The organism is Xanthomonas hortorum, from assembly GCF_040279205.1.
Classification (GTDB): Bacteria; Pseudomonadota; Gammaproteobacteria; order Xanthomonadales; family Xanthomonadaceae; genus Xanthomonas; species Xanthomonas hortorum_F.
Map to the genome: position 1 here is coordinate 1 of NZ_JBEOLS010000039.1, position 18,644 is coordinate 18,644.

Here is an 18,644-nt window from a genome sequence, read left to right on the forward strand (position 1 = left end):
CGGCTGCCGACCTGGCCGCCCCGACACCGGATAGTGCGGTGCGATCAGCCCGAGCAGTTGCTGCCACGGAACCACCTGCTCCATCTCGGCCAGAAAGATCTCGCGCCGGGTCTGCTTGCGTTTACCCAGGCCCTCAGCGTCACCGAACGTCAGTTGCATGGATGATTCCTCACTCTGTGGCAATAGTGTCGCGCATCTGCTGTGCTTTGTTCAGAGGCTCCCTAGGTGGCTCGACTACGGCTAATTATGTCTGGGGGAATGTGTGGCTGAGATGCGAGCTTTTAGCTGGAAGCACATACGGTATAGATATTTACAACAACTGGGCCATTGGTGTAACCGTAAGTGCGCCAACCATTCCCCGATGGATAGCTGCCAACGACAGCAAAACGACCGAGGTTCATGTTTTCCTGTAAGTTGCTATTCTCGGCTCGCCTTCCCCAAAATCGCACTGAGTTAGGGTCTCCTGTATTCCATCCTCCAGATACTGGGGTGAATCCAGCTGGGCACTGGGGAGTTGCATCAACAGTTCCTTGAATATCGCGCGCGTAGCCCTCGGTAACAGTCTGGTAAGTTACCGCTTGGGCCATAGGGAAGATTAAGACGGTAGTGGCGGCTACTAAAACGGAGGAAATAATTTTTTTCATGTCAGCTCCATAGTTAAAGATGCCGTGTTTGATTCAGTAATTCTTGCGAATCTACATCCGGCTCCACGATGTTCGGGCTCAATGCAGCGCTGAGCTGTAATGTGATGTCTGGTTGTTTGGTAGGGATTCCCCTACTTTTTATGTGGGAGTTAGCGCCATGTGCTGTTGATTACGGTGTACTTGGCGCAAAAAAAAAGGTGGGCTTAAGCCCACCTTCTGCTTTTGCTTTGTTTAGCGCCTTACTGCAGCGAGCCACTACCCTGCAGCTTGGACTCGGCGTCCTGCGACAGCAGGCGGTTCACATCCTGCAGATCGGTGATGTCGAGCTTGCCGATGGCCTGGCCCAGCAGCAGACGGTTCTGCAGGAAGTTGTAGCGTGACTGCGCATAGTTCAGCTGAGCCTGGAACAAGGTGCGCTGGTTCTGCACTACGTCCAGCACGGTGCGCGTACCGACTTCCAGACCCACCTGCGACGCGTCGTATGCGGCCTGTGCGGAGACCACGGCCAGACGACGTGCTTCCACTTCGCTGATGCCGGCGACCACGGTCTGATACGCATTGCGCGTGTTGCGATCGAGTGCGCGCTTCTGCTGCTCGTAGGTATCTTGCTGGATATCGCGCTGCGAGAGTGCTTGACGTACTGCGGACTGTGTTGCGCCGCCGGCAAAGATTGGAATTGACACGCTGATGCCGATCGAATCGGTATCGATGTCGCGGCCTTGGGTCGTAAACACACCGCTTTCCGCAGCCCCTGTGCCCCAGCTATTGCTGCGTCCCACGCTGCCGGTCAGATTGACGGTGGGCAAATGGCCGGCACGTGCTGCGGTAATGCTGGCCTCGGCCGCGCTGACCTGCAATTGCTGCGCCTTCAACGCCGGGTTGTCTGCGATGGCAGTCGCCACCAACTGGTCGACGTCACTGTAGGCGGCAGGCACCTCGGGGCGAAACTCTTCCGGCAGTGCACGTAGACCAACTACCGGCTGGCCGGTCAACTCGGTAAGTGCTTGGTAGTAGTCCTTCAGCGTGTTGCGGGCGTTGATCGTATCTGCACGCGCCTGGTCGTACTGAGCACGCGCTTCATGCACGTCGGTGATCGGGGCCAGGCCCACTTCCAGGCGTTTGTCGGCGTAGTCGAACTGCTTCTTGGCTGCGGCTTCGTTGGTCTCTGCAGCCGCCAGCGACTCGATGCCCACCAGGACCTGAAAATACGCCGCCGAGGTGCGGGTGATCAGGTCATTATTGGCAGATGCCAGTGTGAAGTCGGCTGCCCTTGCAACTTCGCGCTGAGCGCGCAGGTTGGAGAACTGCGCCCAATTGAAGATCGTCTGGGAGCCTTGGATTTGGCTGGAGCGCGACGAGGTGGTTATGCGGCCATCTTGGCCTTCGATTTCGCGGTGGGATTTACTGTAGTCGTAAGCACCGTTGAGCTGCGGCAACAGCGCCGCACGCGCCTGTACCTGTCCCTCCCGATTCACCAGCCGCGTGGACTCGGCCACTGCCAGCTGCGGATCGCCGTTGCGGGCCATTTCGTAGACCTGCAGCAGATCGGTGGCATGTGCTGCCATCGGAGACAGGGCGGCGGCCAGGGCCAGAACGAGGGATCGGCGGATCATCGGGGAAGCTTCCTTGGGAATCAGAATTGGAATCGGGGCGTCGGTGCGGCGCCCTGAAGATAGGCGAGGTCGGTTTCGAATAACGATTCGATGCGCGGAGCGTTGACGTCGCCACGCACCAGGACTGCTTCCATCACCGGTTCGTGACCACGCACGACAAACAGCCGGCCATTCGGGCGCAACCACTGCAGCCACTGGGTCGGTAGCGTGTCGACTGCGCCGGTGATGCAGATGGCATCGAAACGACGCTCGCTCTGCCAGCCGAACACGTCGGCGGTTTCAATGCGGACATTGCTGCCAAGGCCGGTGCTGTCCAGATTGGCGCGTGCGGCGGTGGCCAGTGCCGGATCGATCTCCAGGCTCACCACTTCGCGGGCCAGTGCGGCCAGGCAGGCGGTGGAAAAGCCGCTGCCGGTGCCGATTTCCAGCACGTCTTCGCCCGGCTGCAGATCCAGCGCCTGCAGCATGCGGCCTTCGACCACCGGCTTCATCATCTTGTGGCCGGCCGACAGCGGAATTTCCACATCGACGTAGGCCAGGGTCTTGTAAGCCTCCGGCACGAAGGCCTCGCGCGGCAGGCGCGCCAGCACGTCGAGCACGCGCAGGTCCAGCACATCCCACGGCCGGATCTGCTGTTCGACCATTTTTTCGCGGGCTTGGGAGAAATCGATCGTCATGGTGCGGCTATCCAACGCAGTGGGGCAGGCATTTTACCGGTGCGCGAGGCAACTGGCGCATCTAGCATCGCCGCGCGCGGCCAAAGCACGCAGTGCCGGAAGTCATCGCCACCAACGTCTCGGTGCAATCAGCGCGGCGCATACGCCCTCAAAAAGAAATCCACACTGGCCTGAATGTGCTCATCCACCTGTGCGCGGGTGGGTTGACCATGCAGGCCGCACATCATCAGCGCATACAGCTCGCCTTTGAGCAGGCAGAAAAACTGTGAAGCAGCGCGCTCCAGCTCGGGGATTTCCAATTGGCCATCGGCGACCCGTGCCGAGAGGAAATCCGCCAGCGCCTGTTGGGTGCGCTTGGGGCCGGCATCCCAGAACATTTCGCGGACATGCACGTCGCCGGTACCGGGCGCCATCATCATGCGATGGGTGGCGATTGCAGAGTCGGCGCTGACCATCGTAAAGAAGGCGTTGGCGATTTCGATCAGCTGGTCGCGCAAGTTGCCTTTGGGGGCATGGTCGAACAGATCGTCCGGCATCATGTGTTGACATTGTGCACGGATCGCTTCGGAAAACAGGCTTTCTTTGTCGCCAAAGTGACTGTAAACGGTCAGTTTGGAGACGCCGGCGGCTGCGGCGATGCCGTCCATGCTGACCCCTGCAAAGCCCTGCTCCATGAACATGGTGCGGGCGGCGCCCAGGATGGCGGCGCGTTTCCCAAGATCCTTGGGACGCCCAGGACCGTTGCTCTTGGTCTTGGACTTGAGGGGGGGCGAACTGGACATGCTGCCAATACTAGACCATCGGGTTCTATATTTATACTCGGCGCCTATGGAATGCATTGAAGCGCTCATAAACTGTGGCGTCTGCCCCGCCACCGATGCTGAGCGTCGCGCACCAGCTTGCTTATCGCCGTTAATTGTTTCATCTGAATGCCTCCCGGTGTCATCGCCCGCCTGGCCGCTGTAGGGGATCCCCCTAGGGCGCTGAAAAAACCCCGGTGATAGATTGACTGACGGTACGTCGGCGTATGTCGGCGACCTTCAGACGGGACGGACGAGGGACGAAAGCGTGGACAGGGTCGGGGCGCAAACGCATACAGGCTGCGTCCGCAGCAGGTACGTGCTGCGGATCGGGCCGTTGTGGCCATCGCTGTGGCGATGTGCGTTGCTGTGCTGCGTGCTGCTCGGCGCCTGGCCCGCCTTCGCCCAGCCGCTCAAACACACCGCGTATCACACCGTCACCCGCTGGAGCATGGACGACGGCCTGCCGCACAACCTGGTGCATGCGGTGGCGCAGGGCGAAGATGGCCTGATCTGGCTCGGCACCTGGGAAGGCGTGGCGCGCTTCAACGGCCGCGATTTCACGGTCTACGATCGTCAGAACACCCCGGGCGTCGAGCTGGGCGGTGTGTTCGTGGTGGTGCGCGACAGCACCGGCGGCATGTTGTTCGGCACCGCATTCGATGGGGTCTACCACTATCAGGACGGCCACTGGCAGCAGCTGGGCGATGCCTCCGCGCGGCATCTGGCTGTCAGCGCATTGCTGCGGCGTGCCGATGGCGCGTTGTGGGTAGGCACCCCGCAGACCCTCTATCGGATTGAGGCCGATGGGCGGGTGGTCGATGTGGGCCGCCAGGCCGGGCTGCCGCGTGCGCGCGTCACCGCGCTCTCGGCCGACGACGATGGCGATCTGTGGGTCGGCACCGAGGTCGGGCTGTATCGCCTGCCGCACGATGGCAGTCCGGCAACCGCCTGGGGCAAGGCGCATGGCATGCGCGATGTGCCGGTGCGACGGCTGGCCAGCGACCGCGAAGGCGGTTTGCTGGTGGCTGGCGACGACGGGGTGTGGTGGTGGAGCCGCGGCGGCGGCCTGCAACGCTTCCGTCAGGGCCAACGCGTGGATTCGTTGTTGCTGGATCGACGCGGGCATCTATGGATGAGTCTGTCGACCGGGCTGCTGGTGGTGCACAGCGGCGCCGACGATCCGGACGAGCAGATCGCCATTTCCGGTGTGGCCAGCCCGGCCTTGCTGGAAGATGCCGAAGGCCTGATCTGGGTCGGCAGCACACACGGCTTGTTCCGGGTTGCCGAAGGCGCCGCGCATGGCGTCACCCACGAGGACGGCCTCACCTCGGATTACGTGCGCAGCGTGCTGCAGACGCCCAATGGCACGGTGTGGGTGGGCAGCGCGGTGGGCCTGGACCGCTGGCGCGGCGAGCAGATTAGCCGGGTGTCGTTGTCGCCCAGCGAGGGCGGGCGCGTGCTGGAACAGTCGGTGCTGGCGCTGGCCGACGCCGGCGACGGCGGTGTGTGGGCCGGCACCTATAGCCAGGGCGTGGTGCGTCTGGATGCGCAAGGCCGCGTGCTGGTGCGCATCGGTGCAGCCGAGGGCTTGCCGTCGATGTCGGTGCGCGCGGTGCTGCCCGATGGCGAGGATCTGTGGATCGGCACCACCGCCGGGCTGGTGCGTTGGCGCAATGGCAAGGCGCGTCACTACACCGCCGCCGACGGCGTGCCGGACGGTTCGGTGCAGGTGCTGTATCGCGATGCGCAGGGGATTGTGTGGAGCGGCACCGATCGCGGCATGACCGCGCTGTCGCCTGACGGCAGCACACGCGCATGGCTGGGCGAGCAGGATTTCCCCGGGCAGAACGCGTTCGACTTCCGGCGCGATGCCAATGGCGATCTGTGGATCGCCAGCGATCGCGGCCTGTTGCGCTTGCGCGGAGAAACGTTCCGCGTCTACGACCACCGGGTCGGGTTGCCGCGCGACAAGGTGTTCCGGCTGATCGACGACGGCCGCGGCTATTTCTGGCTGTCGAGCAACCATGGCGTGTTCCGCATCGCGCGCAGCGATTTCGACCAGCTTGATGCGGGCACGCGCGACCAATTGAGTGTGGAAGTGGTGGATCGCAGCGACGGCATGCCTGGCAATCAGGGCAACGGCAGCAGCGCGCCGGCTGGCTGGATGACACAGTCCGGGCAGCTGTTGTTTCCTACCGCAGCCGGTCTGGGGGTGATCGATCCGGCGCGTGTGGGTACCTTGCAAGGCCATCGCTTGCCGATCGTGTTCGAGCGCTTGCTGGTCGATGGCATGGTGCAGCCGTTGAACGACCCGCATCGATTCGGCGCAGACACCCGGCGTATCGCCATTGGCTATGCCGGGCTGAATTTTCGTGGGCCGGACAAGGTGCGTTATCGCTACCGGCTGGAAGGCTTCGACCCGGAGTGGGTGGATGCAGACAGCGCCATCGAGGCGATCTACACCAATCTGCCGCCGGGCCGTTTTCGTTTCCGTGTGCAGGCGATGTCGCTACCGGTGGACTGGCGGCAGACCGCGTTGCTGGGCGAATCCAGCCTGCTCATCGAACTGGCGCCGCCGTGGTGGCGGCGTGGCGAAGTGATCGCGCTGGGCATCCTTGGCCTGGGCAGTGTGATCTACATGTTTTACTTATGGCGCACGGCCAGTTACCGCCGACGCCAGCGTCAGCTCAACACGGTGATCGACCGGCGCACACGCGAGTTGAGCGACAAGAACCTCGCGCTGCAGCGGGCCAGCCAGGAGCGCGAAGCGTTGATGCGTCAGCTGGAGTATCGCGCCAGCCACGACGTGCTCACCGCGCTGCCCAACCGGCGCGAGGCCGAGCGCGTGCTGCAGCAATGGTTCGACGAAGCGCGCGCCGGTGGTGCGGCATTGGCGTTGGCGCTGATGGATATCGATCACTTCAAACGCATCAACGATGCCTACGGCCATGAGGTCGGCGATGCGGTGTTGTCTGCGATTGGCGAGGCGTTGAGCGAACACGATCAGGCGCAGTGCTTTGCCGCCCGGCATGGGGGCGAAGAGTTCCTGCTGGCAGCCATCGGCCTGGACGCGGCGCAGGCGCGCGCGCTGTTCGAGCGCATGCGCCAACGGCTTGCAACGATCGATGTCGATGCGCAGGGCACCACCGTGCGCTGCACCGCCAGCATGGGCATGGCGATGAGCGATGAAGCGCCGAGCCGGCGCGAATTGCTGGCATTGGCCGATCGCCGTCTGTATCAGGCCAAGCGGCAGGGGCGGGATCGCTTGGTGGGGCGGTGATGTTTACACCTGTCACTGATTCGCCTGCGCGTGCAGTAACGCAACAAACGCCTGCGCCGCACGCGACAAGGTGCGCCCACCATGCGTCACGCAGCCGAGCTCGCGCGACAGCGCGACATCGGCCAGCGGCAGCGCCACGATCTGATGATCGATCATGCGCTCCGGCAATACGCTCCAGGCCAGGCCCACCGACACCAACATCTTGATCGTCTCCAGATAATTGGTGGTCATGCGCAGGCTCGGCACCAGCCCGCGCTCGGCGAACAGGCCGGCGACGATGCGATGGGTGAAGGTGCCCGGGTCCGGCAGCACCGCCGGGTGCGCCACCACATCCTCCAGCGTCACTGCGCGCAGTGACGCCAACGGATGATCCGGCGCCACCACGAACTGCAGGCGGTCGTGCCAGATCGGCTGCGCGCGCAGCGGCGCACGCGTGTCCGGTGCCAGCGTGGTCACCGCCAGTTCCACCTCGCCGCGCAGCACGGCTGCATAGGCCAGTTCCGAATCCAGGAACTGGATGTCCAGCGCCGCCTGCGGATGTTCTGCAGCAAAGCGGCGTAGCAGGGCGGGCAGACGATGCAGGCCCACATGATGGCTGGTGGCCAGGCTCAGGCGCCCGCCAACGGCTGCGCCAAGATGCTCCAGCACACGGCGGGTGTCCTGCAGCTCGGCCAGGATGCGTTGCGCGCGTGGCAGCAAGGCCTGGCCGGCTTCGGTCAGCACCACCTGGCGGCCGAGGCGGTCGAACAGGCGCGCAGACAATTGCCCTTCCAGCAAGGCGATGCGCTTGCTCACCGCCGGCTGGGTGAGGTGCAGCGCCTCGCCGGCGGCAGAGAAGCTACCGCTCTCGGCAATTGCCACGAACGCGCTGAGGCTGCCCAGGTCCATTACTATTCCTGAAATTCATTTGTTGAATAAACAATATGAATTTGCGTTATCCAAGGCAAGCTCCTAGCATCGAACTCAGCCAGGTGGGCGCACCCACCATCCGCCAATCGGGTTGCTGCGATGACTGCCAAGACGCTGTACGACAAGTTGTGGGAACTGCACGAGGTCACGCGCCGTGACGATGGTTCGTCGCTGATCTATATCGACCGCCACATCCTGCACGAAGTGACCTCGCCGCAAGCCTTCGAAGGCCTGCGCCTGGCCGGGCGCAAGCCTTGGCGCATCGATGCCAATATCGCCACGCCCGATCACAACGTGCCGACCACGCGTGCCGAGCGCCAGGGCGGGCTGGAGTCGATCACCGACGCAGTCTCGCGCCTGCAGGTGCAGACCCTGGACGAGAACTGCGACGACTTCGGCATCCTCGAGTTCAAGATGAACGACGCGCGCCAGGGCATCGTGCATGTGGTCGGCCCCGAGCAGGGCGCCACCTTGCCGGGCATGACCGTGGTCTGCGGCGATTCGCATACCTCCACGCACGGCGCGTTCGGCGCGCTGGCGCATGGCATCGGCACCTCGGAGGTCGAGCATGTGCTCGCCACGCAATGCCTGATCGCCAAGAAGATGAAGAACATGCAGGTGCGGGTGGAGGGCACGCTGCCGTTCGGCGTGACCGCCAAGGACATCGTGCTGGCGGTGATCGGCAAGATCGGCACCGCTGGCGGCAACGGCCATGCGCTGGAATTTGCCGGCAGCGCGATCCGCGATTTGTCGATCGAAGGCCGCATGACCATCTGCAACATGTCGATCGAAGCCGGCGCGCGCGTCGGCATGGTGGCGGTTGACGACAAGACGATTGCCTACGTCAAAGGTCGCCCGTTCGCGCCCAAGGGCGCCGACTGGGACGCGGCGGTCGCGTTGTGGAGCACGCTGGTGTCCGATGCCGATGCGCACTTCGACACAGTGGTGGAATTGCGCGCGGAAGACATCAAGCCGCAGGTCAGCTGGGGCACCTCGCCGGAGATGGTGCTGGCGGTGGATCAGCAGGTGCCCGACCCGGCAACCGAACAGGATCCGACCCGGCGCGATTCGATCGAGCGCGCGCTGAAGTACATGGGCTTGCGCGCCAATCAGCCGATCACCGAGATCCGCCTGGATCGCGTGTTCATCGGCTCGTGCACCAACTCGCGCATCGAAGACCTGCGCGCGGCCGCAGCGGTCGCCAGGGGCCGCAAGGTCGCTGCCACCATCAAGCAGGCGCTGGTAGTGCCGGGCTCCGGTCTGGTCAAAGCGCAGGCCGAAGCCGAAGGCCTGGACAAGGTGTTTCTGGACGCCGGCTTCGAATGGCGCGAGCCAGGTTGCTCAATGTGTCTTGCGATGAACCCGGACAAGCTGGGCAGCGGCGAGCATTGCGCTTCCACTTCCAACCGCAATTTCGAAGGCCGCCAGGGCGCCGGCGGCCGCACCCATCTGGTCAGCCCGGCGATGGCAGCGGCTGCTGCGATCAGCGGCCACTTCGTTGATGTGCGTGAGCTTGGGGATTTGGGAGTGGGGATTCGGGATTCGTAAAGACCGGTCTGCGCATTCCAGCTTTTTCGAATCCCCAATTACCAATCCCTAATCCCGGCACTCCTAATGACCCCTTTCACTCAACACACCGGACTGGTCGCGCCGCTGGATCGCGCCAACGTCGATACCGACCAGATCATTCCCAAGCAATTTCTCAAGTCGATCAAGCGCACCGGCTTCGGTCCGAACCTGTTCGACGAGTGGCGGTATCTGGATATCGGCGAGCCTGGTCGCGACAACAGCCAGCGCCCGCTCAACCCGGAATTCGTCCTCAATTTCCCGCGCTATCAAGGCGCCAGTGTGTTGCTGGCACGCGAAAACTTCGGCTGCGGTTCCTCGCGCGAGCACGCGCCGTGGGCGCTGGACGAATACGGCTTTCGCGCAGTGATTGCACCGAGCTTTGCCGACATCTTCTTCAACAACAGTTTCAAGAACGGCCTGCTGCCGATCGTGCTGGCCGAAGCGGAAGTGGATGCGTTGTTCCAACAATGCCTGGCTACCGAGGGCTACCAACTCACCGTGGACCTGGCCGCGCAGCGCGTGCGCCGGCCCGATGGCGTGGAATACAGCTTCGACATCGACGCCTTCCGCAAGCACTGCCTGCTCAACGGGTTGGACGACATCGGCCTGACCTTGCAGGACGCCGATGCGATCGGTCGCTTCGAACAAGCCCATCGCGCGCGTCAACCGTGGTTGTTCGGCGCACTGCAGTGAACTCGGTTGCCAACGCCACCGATGCGGGAGCGCAGCGCGCGCATGTCGCTGCGCAGTTCGGGCCGCAGGCGCAGGCCTATCTGCATAGCGACGTGCATGCGCAAGGCGCCGAGTTCGCCGAACTCCGCGCTGGTCTGGCCGGTCATCGCAACGGCCGATTGCTCGACCTGGGCTGCGGTGCTGGGCATGTGAGTTTCCAGCTGGCGCCGTTGATGGCCGAGGTGGTGGCCTATGATCTGTCTGCCGACATGCTCACCGTCGTGGCGGCCACCGCCGCCGAGCGTGGGCTGGCACAGGTACTTACTGCGCAAGGCGTCGCCGAGCGCTTGCCGTTCGAGAGCGGCAGCCTGGATGCAGTGGTCAGCCGCTACTCGGCGCACCATTGGGGCGACCTGGGACAGGCACTGCGCGACGTGCGGCGCGTGCTACGTCCAGGCGGGATTGCTGCCTTTATCGATGTGGTGGCGCCTGGCCTGCCATTGCTGGACACGCACCTGCAGGCGATCGAGCTGCTGCGCGATACCAGCCATGTACGCGACTACAGTGTGGCGCAGTGGTTGCAGATGCTGGGCGATGCCGGCTTGCAGGTGCAGCGTCATCAGTGCCAACGGCTGCAGCTGGACTATCAGAGCTGGGTAGACCGCATGCGCACGCCGGAGGTGTTGCGCGCGGCCATTCGCGCATTGCAGGACGCGGCGGTGAACGAGGTCCGCGACTACTTTCAGATTGCCGCCGATGGTTCCTTCAGCACCGATGTGCTGGTTGTATGGGCCACACGTTGATTTTCAGGGCGCTACGGCGCCAACTCACGAGGATTGCATGAGCAAGCAGATTTTGATTCTTCCCGGCGACGGCATCGGTCCGGAGATCATGGCCGAAGCGGTCAAGGTGCTGACGCGGATCGATGCGCAACATGGCCTGGGTTTCACCCTGGTGTACGACGAACTGGGTGGCGCGGCCTACGACAAGTACGGCAGCCCGCTAGCCGACGAAACGCTGGAGCGCGCGCGCGCTGCCGATGCGGTGCTGTTAGGCGCGGTCGGCGGTCCGCAATGGGACACCATCGATCCATCGCTGCGTCCGGAACGTGGATTGCTCAAGATCCGCTCGCAGCTGGGTTTGTTCGCCAATCTGCGTCCGGCGCTGTTGTATCCGCAGCTGGCCGATGCCTCCACGCTCAAGCCGGAGGTCGTTGCGGGGCTGGATCTACTGATCCTGCGTGAACTCACTGGCGGCATTTATTTTGGTCAACCGCGTGGTACGCGCACGCTGGAAAATGGTGAGCGTCAGGCTTACGACACCTTGCCATACAGCGAAAGCGAAATCCGTCGCATCGCCAAGGCCGGCTTCGAGATGGCGCGTTTGCGCGGCAAGAAGCTGTGTTCGGTCGACAAAGCCAACGTATTGGCATCGAGCCAGCTATGGCGTGCGGTGGTGGAGGAAGTCGCGAAGGATTATCCGGACATTGCGCTATCGCATATGTACGTGGACAACGCGGCCATGCAGTTGGTGCGCGCACCCAAGCAGTTCGACGTGATCGTGACCGACAACATGTTCGGCGACATCCTGTCCGATCAAGCATCCATGCTCACCGGCTCGATCGGCATGCTGCCCTCGGCCTCGCTGGATGCCAACAACAAAGGCATGTACGAGCCGTGTCATGGCTCGGCACCGGATATCGCAGGCAAGGGCATCGCCAATCCGCTGGCCACCATCCTTTCGGTGGCAATGATGTTGCGCTATACGTTTGCGCAATCTGCTGCAGCGGATGCGATCGAGCAAGCGGTCGGCAAGGTACTCGACCAAGGCCTGCGCACCGCCGACATCTGGTCGGAAGGCACGACCAAGGTTGGCACGGTGGCAATGGGCGATGCAGTGGTGGTTGCGCTGTAAAGCCGTTCATTCGCTTGTCTTTTGTACTGGCGAGGGTCAACTAGATGAACATGCTGGCTGTGGCTGTATCTGTGGCTCAAGAGGCCGGCGCTTATCTGATGCGCAACCGGTCGAACATCGGCCGGGCAGTTGCCAAGGGCGACCAGTTTAATGTCGTGACAGAGGCGGACATCGGCGCGGAAAGGCTGATCCTTGATGGTTTGCACCGAGCATTTCCAAACCACTCGACCATTGCGGAGGAGAGTGGAGTCAAGCTCCATCCCGAAAGCCCATATACCTGGGTCGTCGACCCGCTGGATGGAACCTCCAACTATGCGGCGGGGCTACCCTGGTACGGGGTGCTGATCGCGCTGATGCGCGACGCAACGCCAGAGCTTGGAGTCATGTACTTGCCAGAAAGCAGCGAGTTGTTCGTTGCCGAGCGCGGTCGAGGCGCATTTCTCAATGGTCAGCGGATTCGCGTAACTGAAGAGACGGAGCTGAGTAACGTACTGTGGGCGTACGGCATGGACGCGCCTGATGAATTGCACGAGCAACGGGATGGTCGGCTGCTTTTCGACGTTCTTCGGAGCGTGCGAAATTTGAGGACGACCAACAGTCTGGTCGATTCCGCCTTTACGTGCACCGGAAGGCTTGGAGGGATGCTTAACCGCAGCACGCGGCTATGGGACATTGCAGCACCGTCCCTGGTTGTCCAGGAATCTGGGGGGCTTTACACCACCATCACGGGTGATCTTCTGTCTTTCGATCTGACCGAGACCGCGCACGACAAGGAGTACGCAGTCCTTGCCGGTGCACCCGCGCTGCATCGGCAAGTCGCAAAGCTCGTTCGTAAACACCTCTGAAAGATTTACGGCGCGGTACGCCGGTGCGCTGTCTTGTCTTCCCATGACCCTGTACCTCACCAACTGGAGTAGCCGATTGAATTTGAAGATCCGTTGTACGAGCGACGCAACGGCTTCGAGTGGATCACCATCAACCGCCAGGCAAGCTGAACGCATTTCGTCGGCATGCTTGCGATGAGCTCATAGCCGCGCTGCACCGCGCCGGGTACGACAGGACCATCGGCGTGATCGTTTTGGCAGGTGCGGGAGCGCGCGCCTTCTGTATCGGCAGCGACCATCTGCACGCGTTGGCAAGTACGATGGCCGCGGCATCGTTGGCCTGCTCATGGAAGAGTTCCATCAGGTCACACCGGTCATCGCTTTATCGGGCGATGGCCGTTTTCGTTTGTGGTGCTCATTGATGGCGCGGTGCCGTATCCGTTATCCGGACACGCCGTGGATTTATCCATGAGGACCATGTGGAGGCATCCATGCCGGTACATGGTCCTGCCCCCCCGGACGTAACACCGCGCTCCCACTATCGCTGCTGCTGATCGGCAAACAATGCTTTCAGGCACACGTCGGGCCCGCCGACTCGGCAGGCGATGTCGCTAGGATCACTTCAATGCTTCGCCTTCACTGTGTCAGCGAAAGCCGCGTTCTGAAGCACCACCAATCAACCAGACGCCGCTTTTCCTTCAGTCACCAACAATATTCGGAGGCGCTTGTGCGCGTACCGGTGTGGGACCTTATGCGGCATGGATGCCGCATAAGAGCCTACATGGACGTACTTGCGGCGTGTCCCACGTCGGTACGCGTGCAAGCGCCCGCAGTGACTGAAGCATTCTCACAAAACCGGCAGACCTCAAGTCCAGTGTCGGTATGTGCACAAGCGTCTCGTAGTAAATCGAAGCGTCTACAGAACAGCTTCCAATCACCAGACACCAAAACGGCCAGCAGATCACGCTGCCGGCCGTCAGGTTTTCATCATCTAGCAAACTACCGTTATTACGCCACCGCAGCCGTCTTGCCGGCGACCACGCCGCGCTGGCGCTGACGCAACAGGCGATTAGCAACGTCCAACCACGCCAGCGCGCTGGCTTCGATGATGTCCTTGCTGGTGCCGGTGCCTTCGTATTCCACGCCGTCGTGGCGCACGCTCAGGCTGGCTTCGCCACGTGCGTCCGCACCGATGCCTACGCTGTGGACCTGGTAGCTGTCCAATTCCAACTTCACACCAGTGGCCGAAGCCAGCGCACCGAATAGCGCATCGACCGGGCCATTGCCTTGCGCGGTTTCGGCAACACGATTGCCCTCCGGATCGGACAACTCCACCAGCGCATTGGCGCGGCTGCCGACATCGCTGATGGTCATCGAGGCCAGACGGTAGCCTTCCTGCACAGTGGCATCCTGCATCAACGTTTCCAGATCGGCGTCGGTGACCACGCGCTGCTTCTCGCACAATGCCTTGAACTGCTCGAAGACCAGCTTGACCTCGTCTTCTTCCAGCAAATAGCCCAACGCGCGCAGACGCTGCTCCACTGCCGCACGGCCGCTGTGACGGCCCAGCACCATCTGCGAGGACTCCCAGCCCACGTCTTCCGGGCGCATGATTTCGTAAGTGCCGCGATGGCGCAGCATGCCGTGCTGATGGATGCCCGACTCGTGCGCGAACGCGTTGCCGCCGACCACCGCCTTGTTGCGCTGCACCGGCATGCCGACCAGGCGCTGCAGCAACTGCGAAGTGGACACGATGCGCGGCGTGTTGATCTCGGTATCGATGTTGTAGAACGCACCGCGCACCTTCAGTGCCATGGTGATTTCTTCCAGCGCGCAGTTGCCCGCACGCTCGCCGATGCCGTTGATGGTGCATTCGACCTGGCGTGCGCCGCCTTCGATCGCCGCCAGTGAATTGGCCACCGCCAGACCCAGATCGTTGTGGCAGTGCGCGCTGAAGATGACGGTGTCGGCCCCTTCCACGCTGGCGATCAGGCGCGAGAACATGCCGCGGATTTCTTCCGGCGTGGTGAAGCCCACCGTGTCCGGCAGATTGATCGTGGTGGCACCGGCGGCGATCGCCACGCGGGTGACCTCGGCCAGGAAATCCTCTTCGGTACGGGTGGCATCTTCGGCGGAGAACTCGACATCGTCGATGTAGCCACGCGCCAGCGTCACATGCCTGTGCACCGACTCCAGCACCTGTTCGCGGCTCATGCGCAGCTTGTGCTCGCGGTGCAATGGGCTGGTGGACAGGAACACATGCAGGCGTGGATTGGCGGCTGCTTCCAGTGCACGTGCGGAGGTTTCGATATCGGCCTGCAGGCAGCGCGACAGCACCGCCAGCGTGGGGCGACGCAACTCGCGGCCGATCATCGCGACGGCTTCGCGGTCGGAATGCGAGCTGGCCGGGAAACCGGTTTCGATGATGTCCACGCCGAGCTCGTCCAGCGCGCGCGCCATCACCAGCTTTTGCTGGGGCGTCATGCTGCAGCCGGGGGATTGCTCGCCGTCGCGCAGGGTGGTGTCGAAAATTCGGATACGCGGGGTCTGGTTGGATACGGTCGTGTTCACCAGGAAGACTCCTCTACGGCGATGGCGGTGACAGGCGTTGGAGCGACTGCGGATGGGCGGGAAAGAACGGGTGTTTCGGGAAGTGACTTGGCGCTGCGTTCGTTGCGCAGTCGCTCGGTATTGCGACGACGCGGCTTGCGTGGCGGACGCGGCCGCACCTCGGACAAGAGGGTGGCCAGCACAGTTGCGTCGATATTACCGCCAGAGACCACCGCACATTTGCGTTTGCCTGACACGCGGCGACCGGCGGCCAAGGCGAGTGCCCCGGCGCCCTCGGCGATGACGTGTTCTTCCAGCGCCAGACGCACCAGGGTTTCACGTAATTCGGCCTCGCGCACGATCACCACATCGTCGAGCAGACTCGCGCATAAACGGCGGGTCAGGAAGCCGGGAATCTTGACCTTCACGCCGTCGGCCAGGGTGGGCACCGGGGTGATTTCGCGGAAGTCGCCGCGCACGGCGCGCGCCATTGAGTCCACGCCTTCCACCTGCGCACCGACGATGCGCACGCCTTGCGATTTCAGTGCCAGCGCCACCCCGGACGCCAGCCCACCGCCACCGATCGGCACGATCACCACGTCAGGCGCATGCGCGGCCAGTTCGATGCCGACCGTGCCTTGCCCGGCGATCACATCCGGGTCGTCGAAGGCGGACAGAAAGCGGTAGCCGTTCTGGTCGGCCAGCTCGCGCGCAAACGCAAACGCCTCGTCGTAGCTGTTGCCATGCTGGCGCACGGTGGCGCCCCAGTGCGCAACCCCGGCAATCTTGGTCTGCGGCGCGCCGTACGGCATCACCGTGATGGCCTGCACGCCCAGCCGATACGCCGACCACGCCACGCCTTGCGCATGGTTACCGGCCGAGGCGCAGATCACCGGACGCTCGTCGCCGCGTTCCAGCCCGGCCAGCAGCGCATTCAGTGCGCCGCGCACCTTGTAGGAGCCGGTGCGTTGCAGGTTTTCCAGCTTCAGCCACACACCGAAACGCTCTGCGTAATGCAGCGGTGTAGGCGACAGGTATTTGCGCAGACGCGCCTGCGCAGCCAGCACGTCGGCCACGCTGATGGCCACGTCGCTTACGTCTGGCTCCTGCGAAGAGGGGCGGCCGGAATCAGGCATTGCGGCACGCGCGCGACCAATCCGGAAGAAGACACCTCCGGACAGCGATCTGATGGTCACGCGAGGTCTGCGTGCTCGAGGTCTGCATGGTCATGCCGCAGCCTCGACCGATTCCAGCGCGGTGATCACCACCGACTCGCAGTCGTACACCTTTTCCAACTGCAGGCGCAGCGTTTCCGGTGGGCGCGTGCTGTCCACGTCCAGTTGCAGATGCCAGCGGCCGGCATCGTCGGGCGCTGCGGCGCCCTGGATGGCGTACGGGCGGAAGCCGCGTCGCTCGGTCATGCCGAGCACCCGCACCAGCGCGCCTTCGGCCGGCTTCAGCACCAGATCAAGCCGGTAACGCATGTGGCGTCTCCTTGACCGCATGTGCGGGATTGCTGTCCAGCATGGTGCTGTTGGCATTGTTGGGCGGCACCAGTGGCCACACGTTGGCACGTGCATCGATGCTCACATGCAACAGGCCGGGGCCGGGCTGTGCCAGCAGCTCGGCCAGTGCGCCATCCACATCGCCGCGCGCGATGATGCGCTTGGCCGGGATGCCGAACACCTGCGCCAACGCCGCAAAATCCGGGTTGTCGGACAGATCGATTTCGCTGTAACGCTCGGCAAAGAACAACTCCTGCCACTGCCGCACCATGCCCAGCGAGCTGTTGTCCAACAGCACGATCTTCACCGGCAGCTTGCAGCGCGCAATCGTCACCAGCTCCTGCACGTTCATCATGAAACTGCCGTCGCCGGAAACCAGCACCACGGTGCGGTCCGGGCAGGCGAACTGCGCGCCCATCGCCGCCGGCAGGCCGAAGCCCATGGTGCCGAGCGCGCCGCTGGTGAGGTGATTGCGCGGGTCGTTGAACCGGCAATGCTGGGCCACCCACATCTGATGCTGGCCCACATCGCAGGCGATGATGGTGTCGGCCGGGGCCACTTCGCTCAGACGCTTGAGCAGCGCCGGCGCGTAGATATCGGTGCCGGGCGCGTCGTAACGCGCGCCGAATTTTTCGCGGTTGGCAAAGCAGCGCGTACGCCATGCCTGGCAATTGCCACGTGCTGCGCTCAATGCCTTCAGACTGACCGCCACATCGCCGGGCACGGCGATGTCGGCCGTACGCAGCTTGGAGATTTCATACGCATCGGCATCCAGATGGATGACGCGTGCGAATGGTGCGAACTCGCTCAACTTGCCGGTGGCACGGTCATCGAAGCGTGCGCCGACCACCACCAACAGATCGCATTCCTGGATCGCCATATTGGCCGCACGTGTGCCGTGCATGCCCAGCATGCCCAGATAATCCGGATGCGCATGCGGCAGCGCGCCCAGGCCGCGCAAGGTCAGCGCGGTGGGAATGCCGGTGGCTTCGACAAACCGCCGGAACGCGTCCACCGCGCCTGCCAATGCAATCCCGCCACCGCCGTACACCACCGGGCGTTCGGCGCTGGCGATGGCGGCCAGCGCTTCGGCCAATTTCGCGTCTTCTGGGGCCGGAGGCGGCAACACCGCTGCCGGCACGTGATCGGGCAGATGCGCCGCATCGGCGATCTGCACGTCCTTGGGCAGGTCGATCAAGACCGGCCCGGGGCGTCCCTCGCGCGCGATGCGAAACGCTTCGCGCACGATCTGCGGAAGTTCCTCCACCCGCCGCACCAGAAAGCTGTGCTTGACGATCGGCATGGTCATGCCGAACACGTCCAGTTCCTGGAACGCATCGGTGCCCAGCAAGGGCGTGGCGACCTGGCCGGTCAGGCACACCATCGGCACTGAATCGAGCATCGCATCGGCGATGCCGGTGACCAGATTGGAGGCGCCCGGGCCGGAGGTGGCCACGCACACGCCGACCCGGCCGCTGGCACGGGCGTACCCGTTAGCGGCCAGGGCGGCGCCCTGTTCGTGACGGACCAGGATGTGCTTGAGCCTGGAATCCACCAGGGCGTCGTAGAACGGCATGATGGTGCCGCCCGGATAACCGAACAGCGTTTCCACGCCCTCGGCTTCCAGGGCCTGCGTCAGCCAGCGCGCGCCATTGCGGGGCGTGCTGTGTGCGGAGGTGTTCAT

General features: G+C 63.4%; 17 protein-coding genes and 1 pseudogene. 7 read left to right on the forward strand and 11 right to left on the reverse strand.

All coding sequences use genetic code 11. From position 1 onward, the window contains the following. The 5 genes and pseudogenes from ABS769_RS14880 to ABS769_RS14900 form a co-directional block, all read right to left on the reverse strand. Positions 1 to 159, reverse strand: a pseudogene (locus ABS769_RS14880) (IS5/IS1182 family transposase); the annotation flags it as partial. A gap of 122 nt (positions 160 to 281) precedes the next feature. Next, positions 282 to 644, reverse strand: coding sequence for a hypothetical protein (locus tag ABS769_RS14885; protein WP_316696725.1), 363 nt, complete (start codon positions 642 to 644; stop codon positions 282 to 284). Between the two features lie 239 nt (positions 645 to 883). Then, positions 884 to 2,257 (reverse strand): TolC family outer membrane protein, encoded by a 1,374-nt coding sequence (locus tag ABS769_RS14890; RefSeq protein ID WP_168958262.1) that lies wholly within the window; start codon positions 2,255 to 2,257, stop codon positions 884 to 886. A 20-nt stretch (positions 2,258 to 2,277) separates the two neighbouring features. Continuing rightward, positions 2,278 to 2,934 (reverse strand): protein-L-isoaspartate O-methyltransferase family protein, encoded by a 657-nt coding sequence (locus ABS769_RS14895; RefSeq protein WP_043889419.1) that lies wholly within the window; start codon positions 2,932 to 2,934, stop codon positions 2,278 to 2,280. A gap of 128 nt (positions 2,935 to 3,062) precedes the next feature. After that, on the reverse strand, positions 3,063 to 3,716 hold the full coding sequence (locus ABS769_RS14900) for a TetR/AcrR family transcriptional regulator (protein ID WP_006451155.1): 654 nt from the start codon (positions 3,714 to 3,716) through the stop codon (positions 3,063 to 3,065). Between the two features lie 286 nt (positions 3,717 to 4,002). On the opposite strand from ABS769_RS14900, the gene ABS769_RS14905 reads away from it, so the two are divergent. After that, positions 4,003 to 7,017, forward strand: a complete 3,015-nt coding sequence (locus ABS769_RS14905; protein WP_317062595.1) for a two-component regulator propeller domain-containing protein — start codon at positions 4,003 to 4,005, stop codon at positions 7,015 to 7,017. Between the two features lie 12 nt (positions 7,018 to 7,029). Here the strand turns inward: ABS769_RS14905 and ABS769_RS14910 are convergent, their stop codons facing one another. Continuing rightward, positions 7,030 to 7,905 (reverse strand): LysR family transcriptional regulator, encoded by an 876-nt coding sequence (locus ABS769_RS14910; RefSeq protein WP_317062594.1) that lies wholly within the window; start codon positions 7,903 to 7,905, stop codon positions 7,030 to 7,032. A gap of 120 nt (positions 7,906 to 8,025) precedes the next feature. Here ABS769_RS14910 and leuC point away from each other — a divergent pair, with 120 nt between their 5' ends. From leuC to ABS769_RS14935, 5 genes are all read left to right on the forward strand, one after another. Then, a complete protein-coding gene (gene leuC / locus ABS769_RS14915) occupies positions 8,026 to 9,474 on the forward strand; it encodes a 3-isopropylmalate dehydratase large subunit (protein WP_317062593.1) in 1,449 nt (482 codons plus the stop codon). Between the two features lie 66 nt (positions 9,475 to 9,540). Further along, entirely contained in the window at positions 9,541 to 10,188 is a 648-nt protein-coding gene (leuD, locus tag ABS769_RS14920) for a 3-isopropylmalate dehydratase small subunit (protein ID WP_317062592.1), read from the forward strand. Next, complete coding sequence (locus ABS769_RS14925; protein ID WP_350498194.1) at positions 10,185 to 10,970, forward strand: class I SAM-dependent methyltransferase; 786 nt, start codon at positions 10,185 to 10,187, stop codon at positions 10,968 to 10,970. Before leuD ends, ABS769_RS14925 begins: the two co-directional genes overlap by 4 nt. 37 nt (positions 10,971 to 11,007) lie before the next feature. Further along, on the forward strand, positions 11,008 to 12,081 hold the full coding sequence (gene leuB / locus ABS769_RS14930; RefSeq protein WP_317062590.1) for a 3-isopropylmalate dehydrogenase: 1,074 nt from the start codon (positions 11,008 to 11,010) through the stop codon (positions 12,079 to 12,081). A 44-nt stretch (positions 12,082 to 12,125) separates the two neighbouring features. Then, positions 12,126 to 12,926, forward strand: a complete 801-nt coding sequence (locus ABS769_RS14935) for an inositol monophosphatase family protein (RefSeq protein ID WP_228444376.1) — start codon at positions 12,126 to 12,128, stop codon at positions 12,924 to 12,926. 56 nt (positions 12,927 to 12,982) lie between these two features. Here the strand turns inward: ABS769_RS14935 and ABS769_RS14940 are convergent, their stop codons facing one another. After that, entirely contained in the window at positions 12,983 to 13,204 is a 222-nt protein-coding gene (locus ABS769_RS14940; protein WP_317062587.1) for a hypothetical protein, read from the reverse strand. Between ABS769_RS14940 and ABS769_RS14945 the strand changes: the two genes are divergently transcribed. Further along, complete coding sequence (locus tag ABS769_RS14945; protein ID WP_350498196.1) at positions 13,118 to 13,327, forward strand: hypothetical protein; 210 nt, start codon at positions 13,118 to 13,120, stop codon at positions 13,325 to 13,327. The genes ABS769_RS14940 and ABS769_RS14945 overlap by 87 nt on opposite strands. A 586-nt stretch (positions 13,328 to 13,913) precedes the next feature. Here the strand turns inward: ABS769_RS14945 and ABS769_RS14950 are convergent. The 4 genes from ABS769_RS14950 to ilvG all read right to left on the reverse strand — a co-directional run bounded on the left by ABS769_RS14950 (position 13,914) and on the right by ilvG (position 18,644). Further along, complete coding sequence (locus tag ABS769_RS14950) at positions 13,914 to 15,476, reverse strand: 2-isopropylmalate synthase (RefSeq protein WP_317062586.1); 1,563 nt, start codon at positions 15,474 to 15,476, stop codon at positions 13,914 to 13,916. Then, positions 15,473 to 16,543 carry a threonine dehydratase gene (locus ABS769_RS14955; protein ID WP_228996136.1) on the reverse strand — a complete coding sequence of 357 codons (1,071 nt, stop codon included), beginning with the start codon at positions 16,541 to 16,543 and terminating at the stop codon, positions 15,473 to 15,475. Before ABS769_RS14955 ends, ABS769_RS14950 begins: the two co-directional genes overlap by 4 nt. 138 nt (positions 16,544 to 16,681) lie before the next feature. Then, positions 16,682 to 16,939 (reverse strand): ACT domain-containing protein, encoded by a 258-nt coding sequence (locus ABS769_RS14960; RefSeq protein ID WP_115040919.1) that lies wholly within the window; start codon positions 16,937 to 16,939, stop codon positions 16,682 to 16,684. Next, complete coding sequence (gene ilvG, locus ABS769_RS14965) at positions 16,923 to 18,644, reverse strand: acetolactate synthase 2 catalytic subunit (RefSeq protein ID WP_317062584.1); 1,722 nt, start codon at positions 18,642 to 18,644, stop codon at positions 16,923 to 16,925. Before ilvG ends, ABS769_RS14960 begins: the two co-directional genes overlap by 17 nt.

What these genes read in the sequence shown, in the direction of transcription:
- ABS769_RS14885 (WP_316696725.1), bottom strand. Translation starts at nt 644, where the DNA reads ATGAAAAAAATTATTTCCTCCGTTTTAGTAGCCGCCACTACCGTCTTA.
- ABS769_RS14890 (WP_168958262.1), bottom strand. Translation starts at nt 2,257, where the DNA reads ATGATCCGCCGATCCCTCGTTCTGGCCCTGGCCGCCGCCCTGTCTCCG.
- ABS769_RS14895 (WP_043889419.1), bottom strand. Translation starts at nt 2,934, where the DNA reads ATGACGATCGATTTCTCCCAAGCCCGCGAAAAAATGGTCGAACAGCAG.
- ABS769_RS14900 (WP_006451155.1), bottom strand. Translation starts at nt 3,716, where the DNA reads ATGTCCAGTTCGCCCCCCCTCAAGTCCAAGACCAAGAGCAACGGTCCT.
- ABS769_RS14910 (WP_317062594.1), bottom strand. Translation starts at nt 7,905, where the DNA reads ATGGACCTGGGCAGCCTCAGCGCGTTCGTGGCAATTGCCGAGAGCGGT.
- leuC (WP_317062593.1), top strand. Translation starts at nt 8,026, where the DNA reads ATGACTGCCAAGACGCTGTACGACAAGTTGTGGGAACTGCACGAGGTC.
- leuD (WP_317062592.1), top strand. Translation starts at nt 9,541, where the DNA reads ATGACCCCTTTCACTCAACACACCGGACTGGTCGCGCCGCTGGATCGC.
- leuB (WP_317062590.1), top strand. Translation starts at nt 11,008, where the DNA reads ATGAGCAAGCAGATTTTGATTCTTCCCGGCGACGGCATCGGTCCGGAG.
- ABS769_RS14935 (WP_228444376.1), top strand. Translation starts at nt 12,126, where the DNA reads ATGAACATGCTGGCTGTGGCTGTATCTGTGGCTCAAGAGGCCGGCGCT.
- ABS769_RS14940 (WP_317062587.1), bottom strand. Translation starts at nt 13,204, where the DNA reads ATGGTCGCTGCCGATACAGAAGGCGCGCGCTCCCGCACCTGCCAAAAC.
- ABS769_RS14960 (WP_115040919.1), bottom strand. Translation starts at nt 16,939, where the DNA reads ATGCGTTACCGGCTTGATCTGGTGCTGAAGCCGGCCGAAGGCGCGCTG.
- ilvG (WP_317062584.1), bottom strand. Translation starts at nt 18,644, where the DNA reads ATGAACACCTCCGCACACAGCACGCCCCGCAATGGCGCGCGCTGGCTG.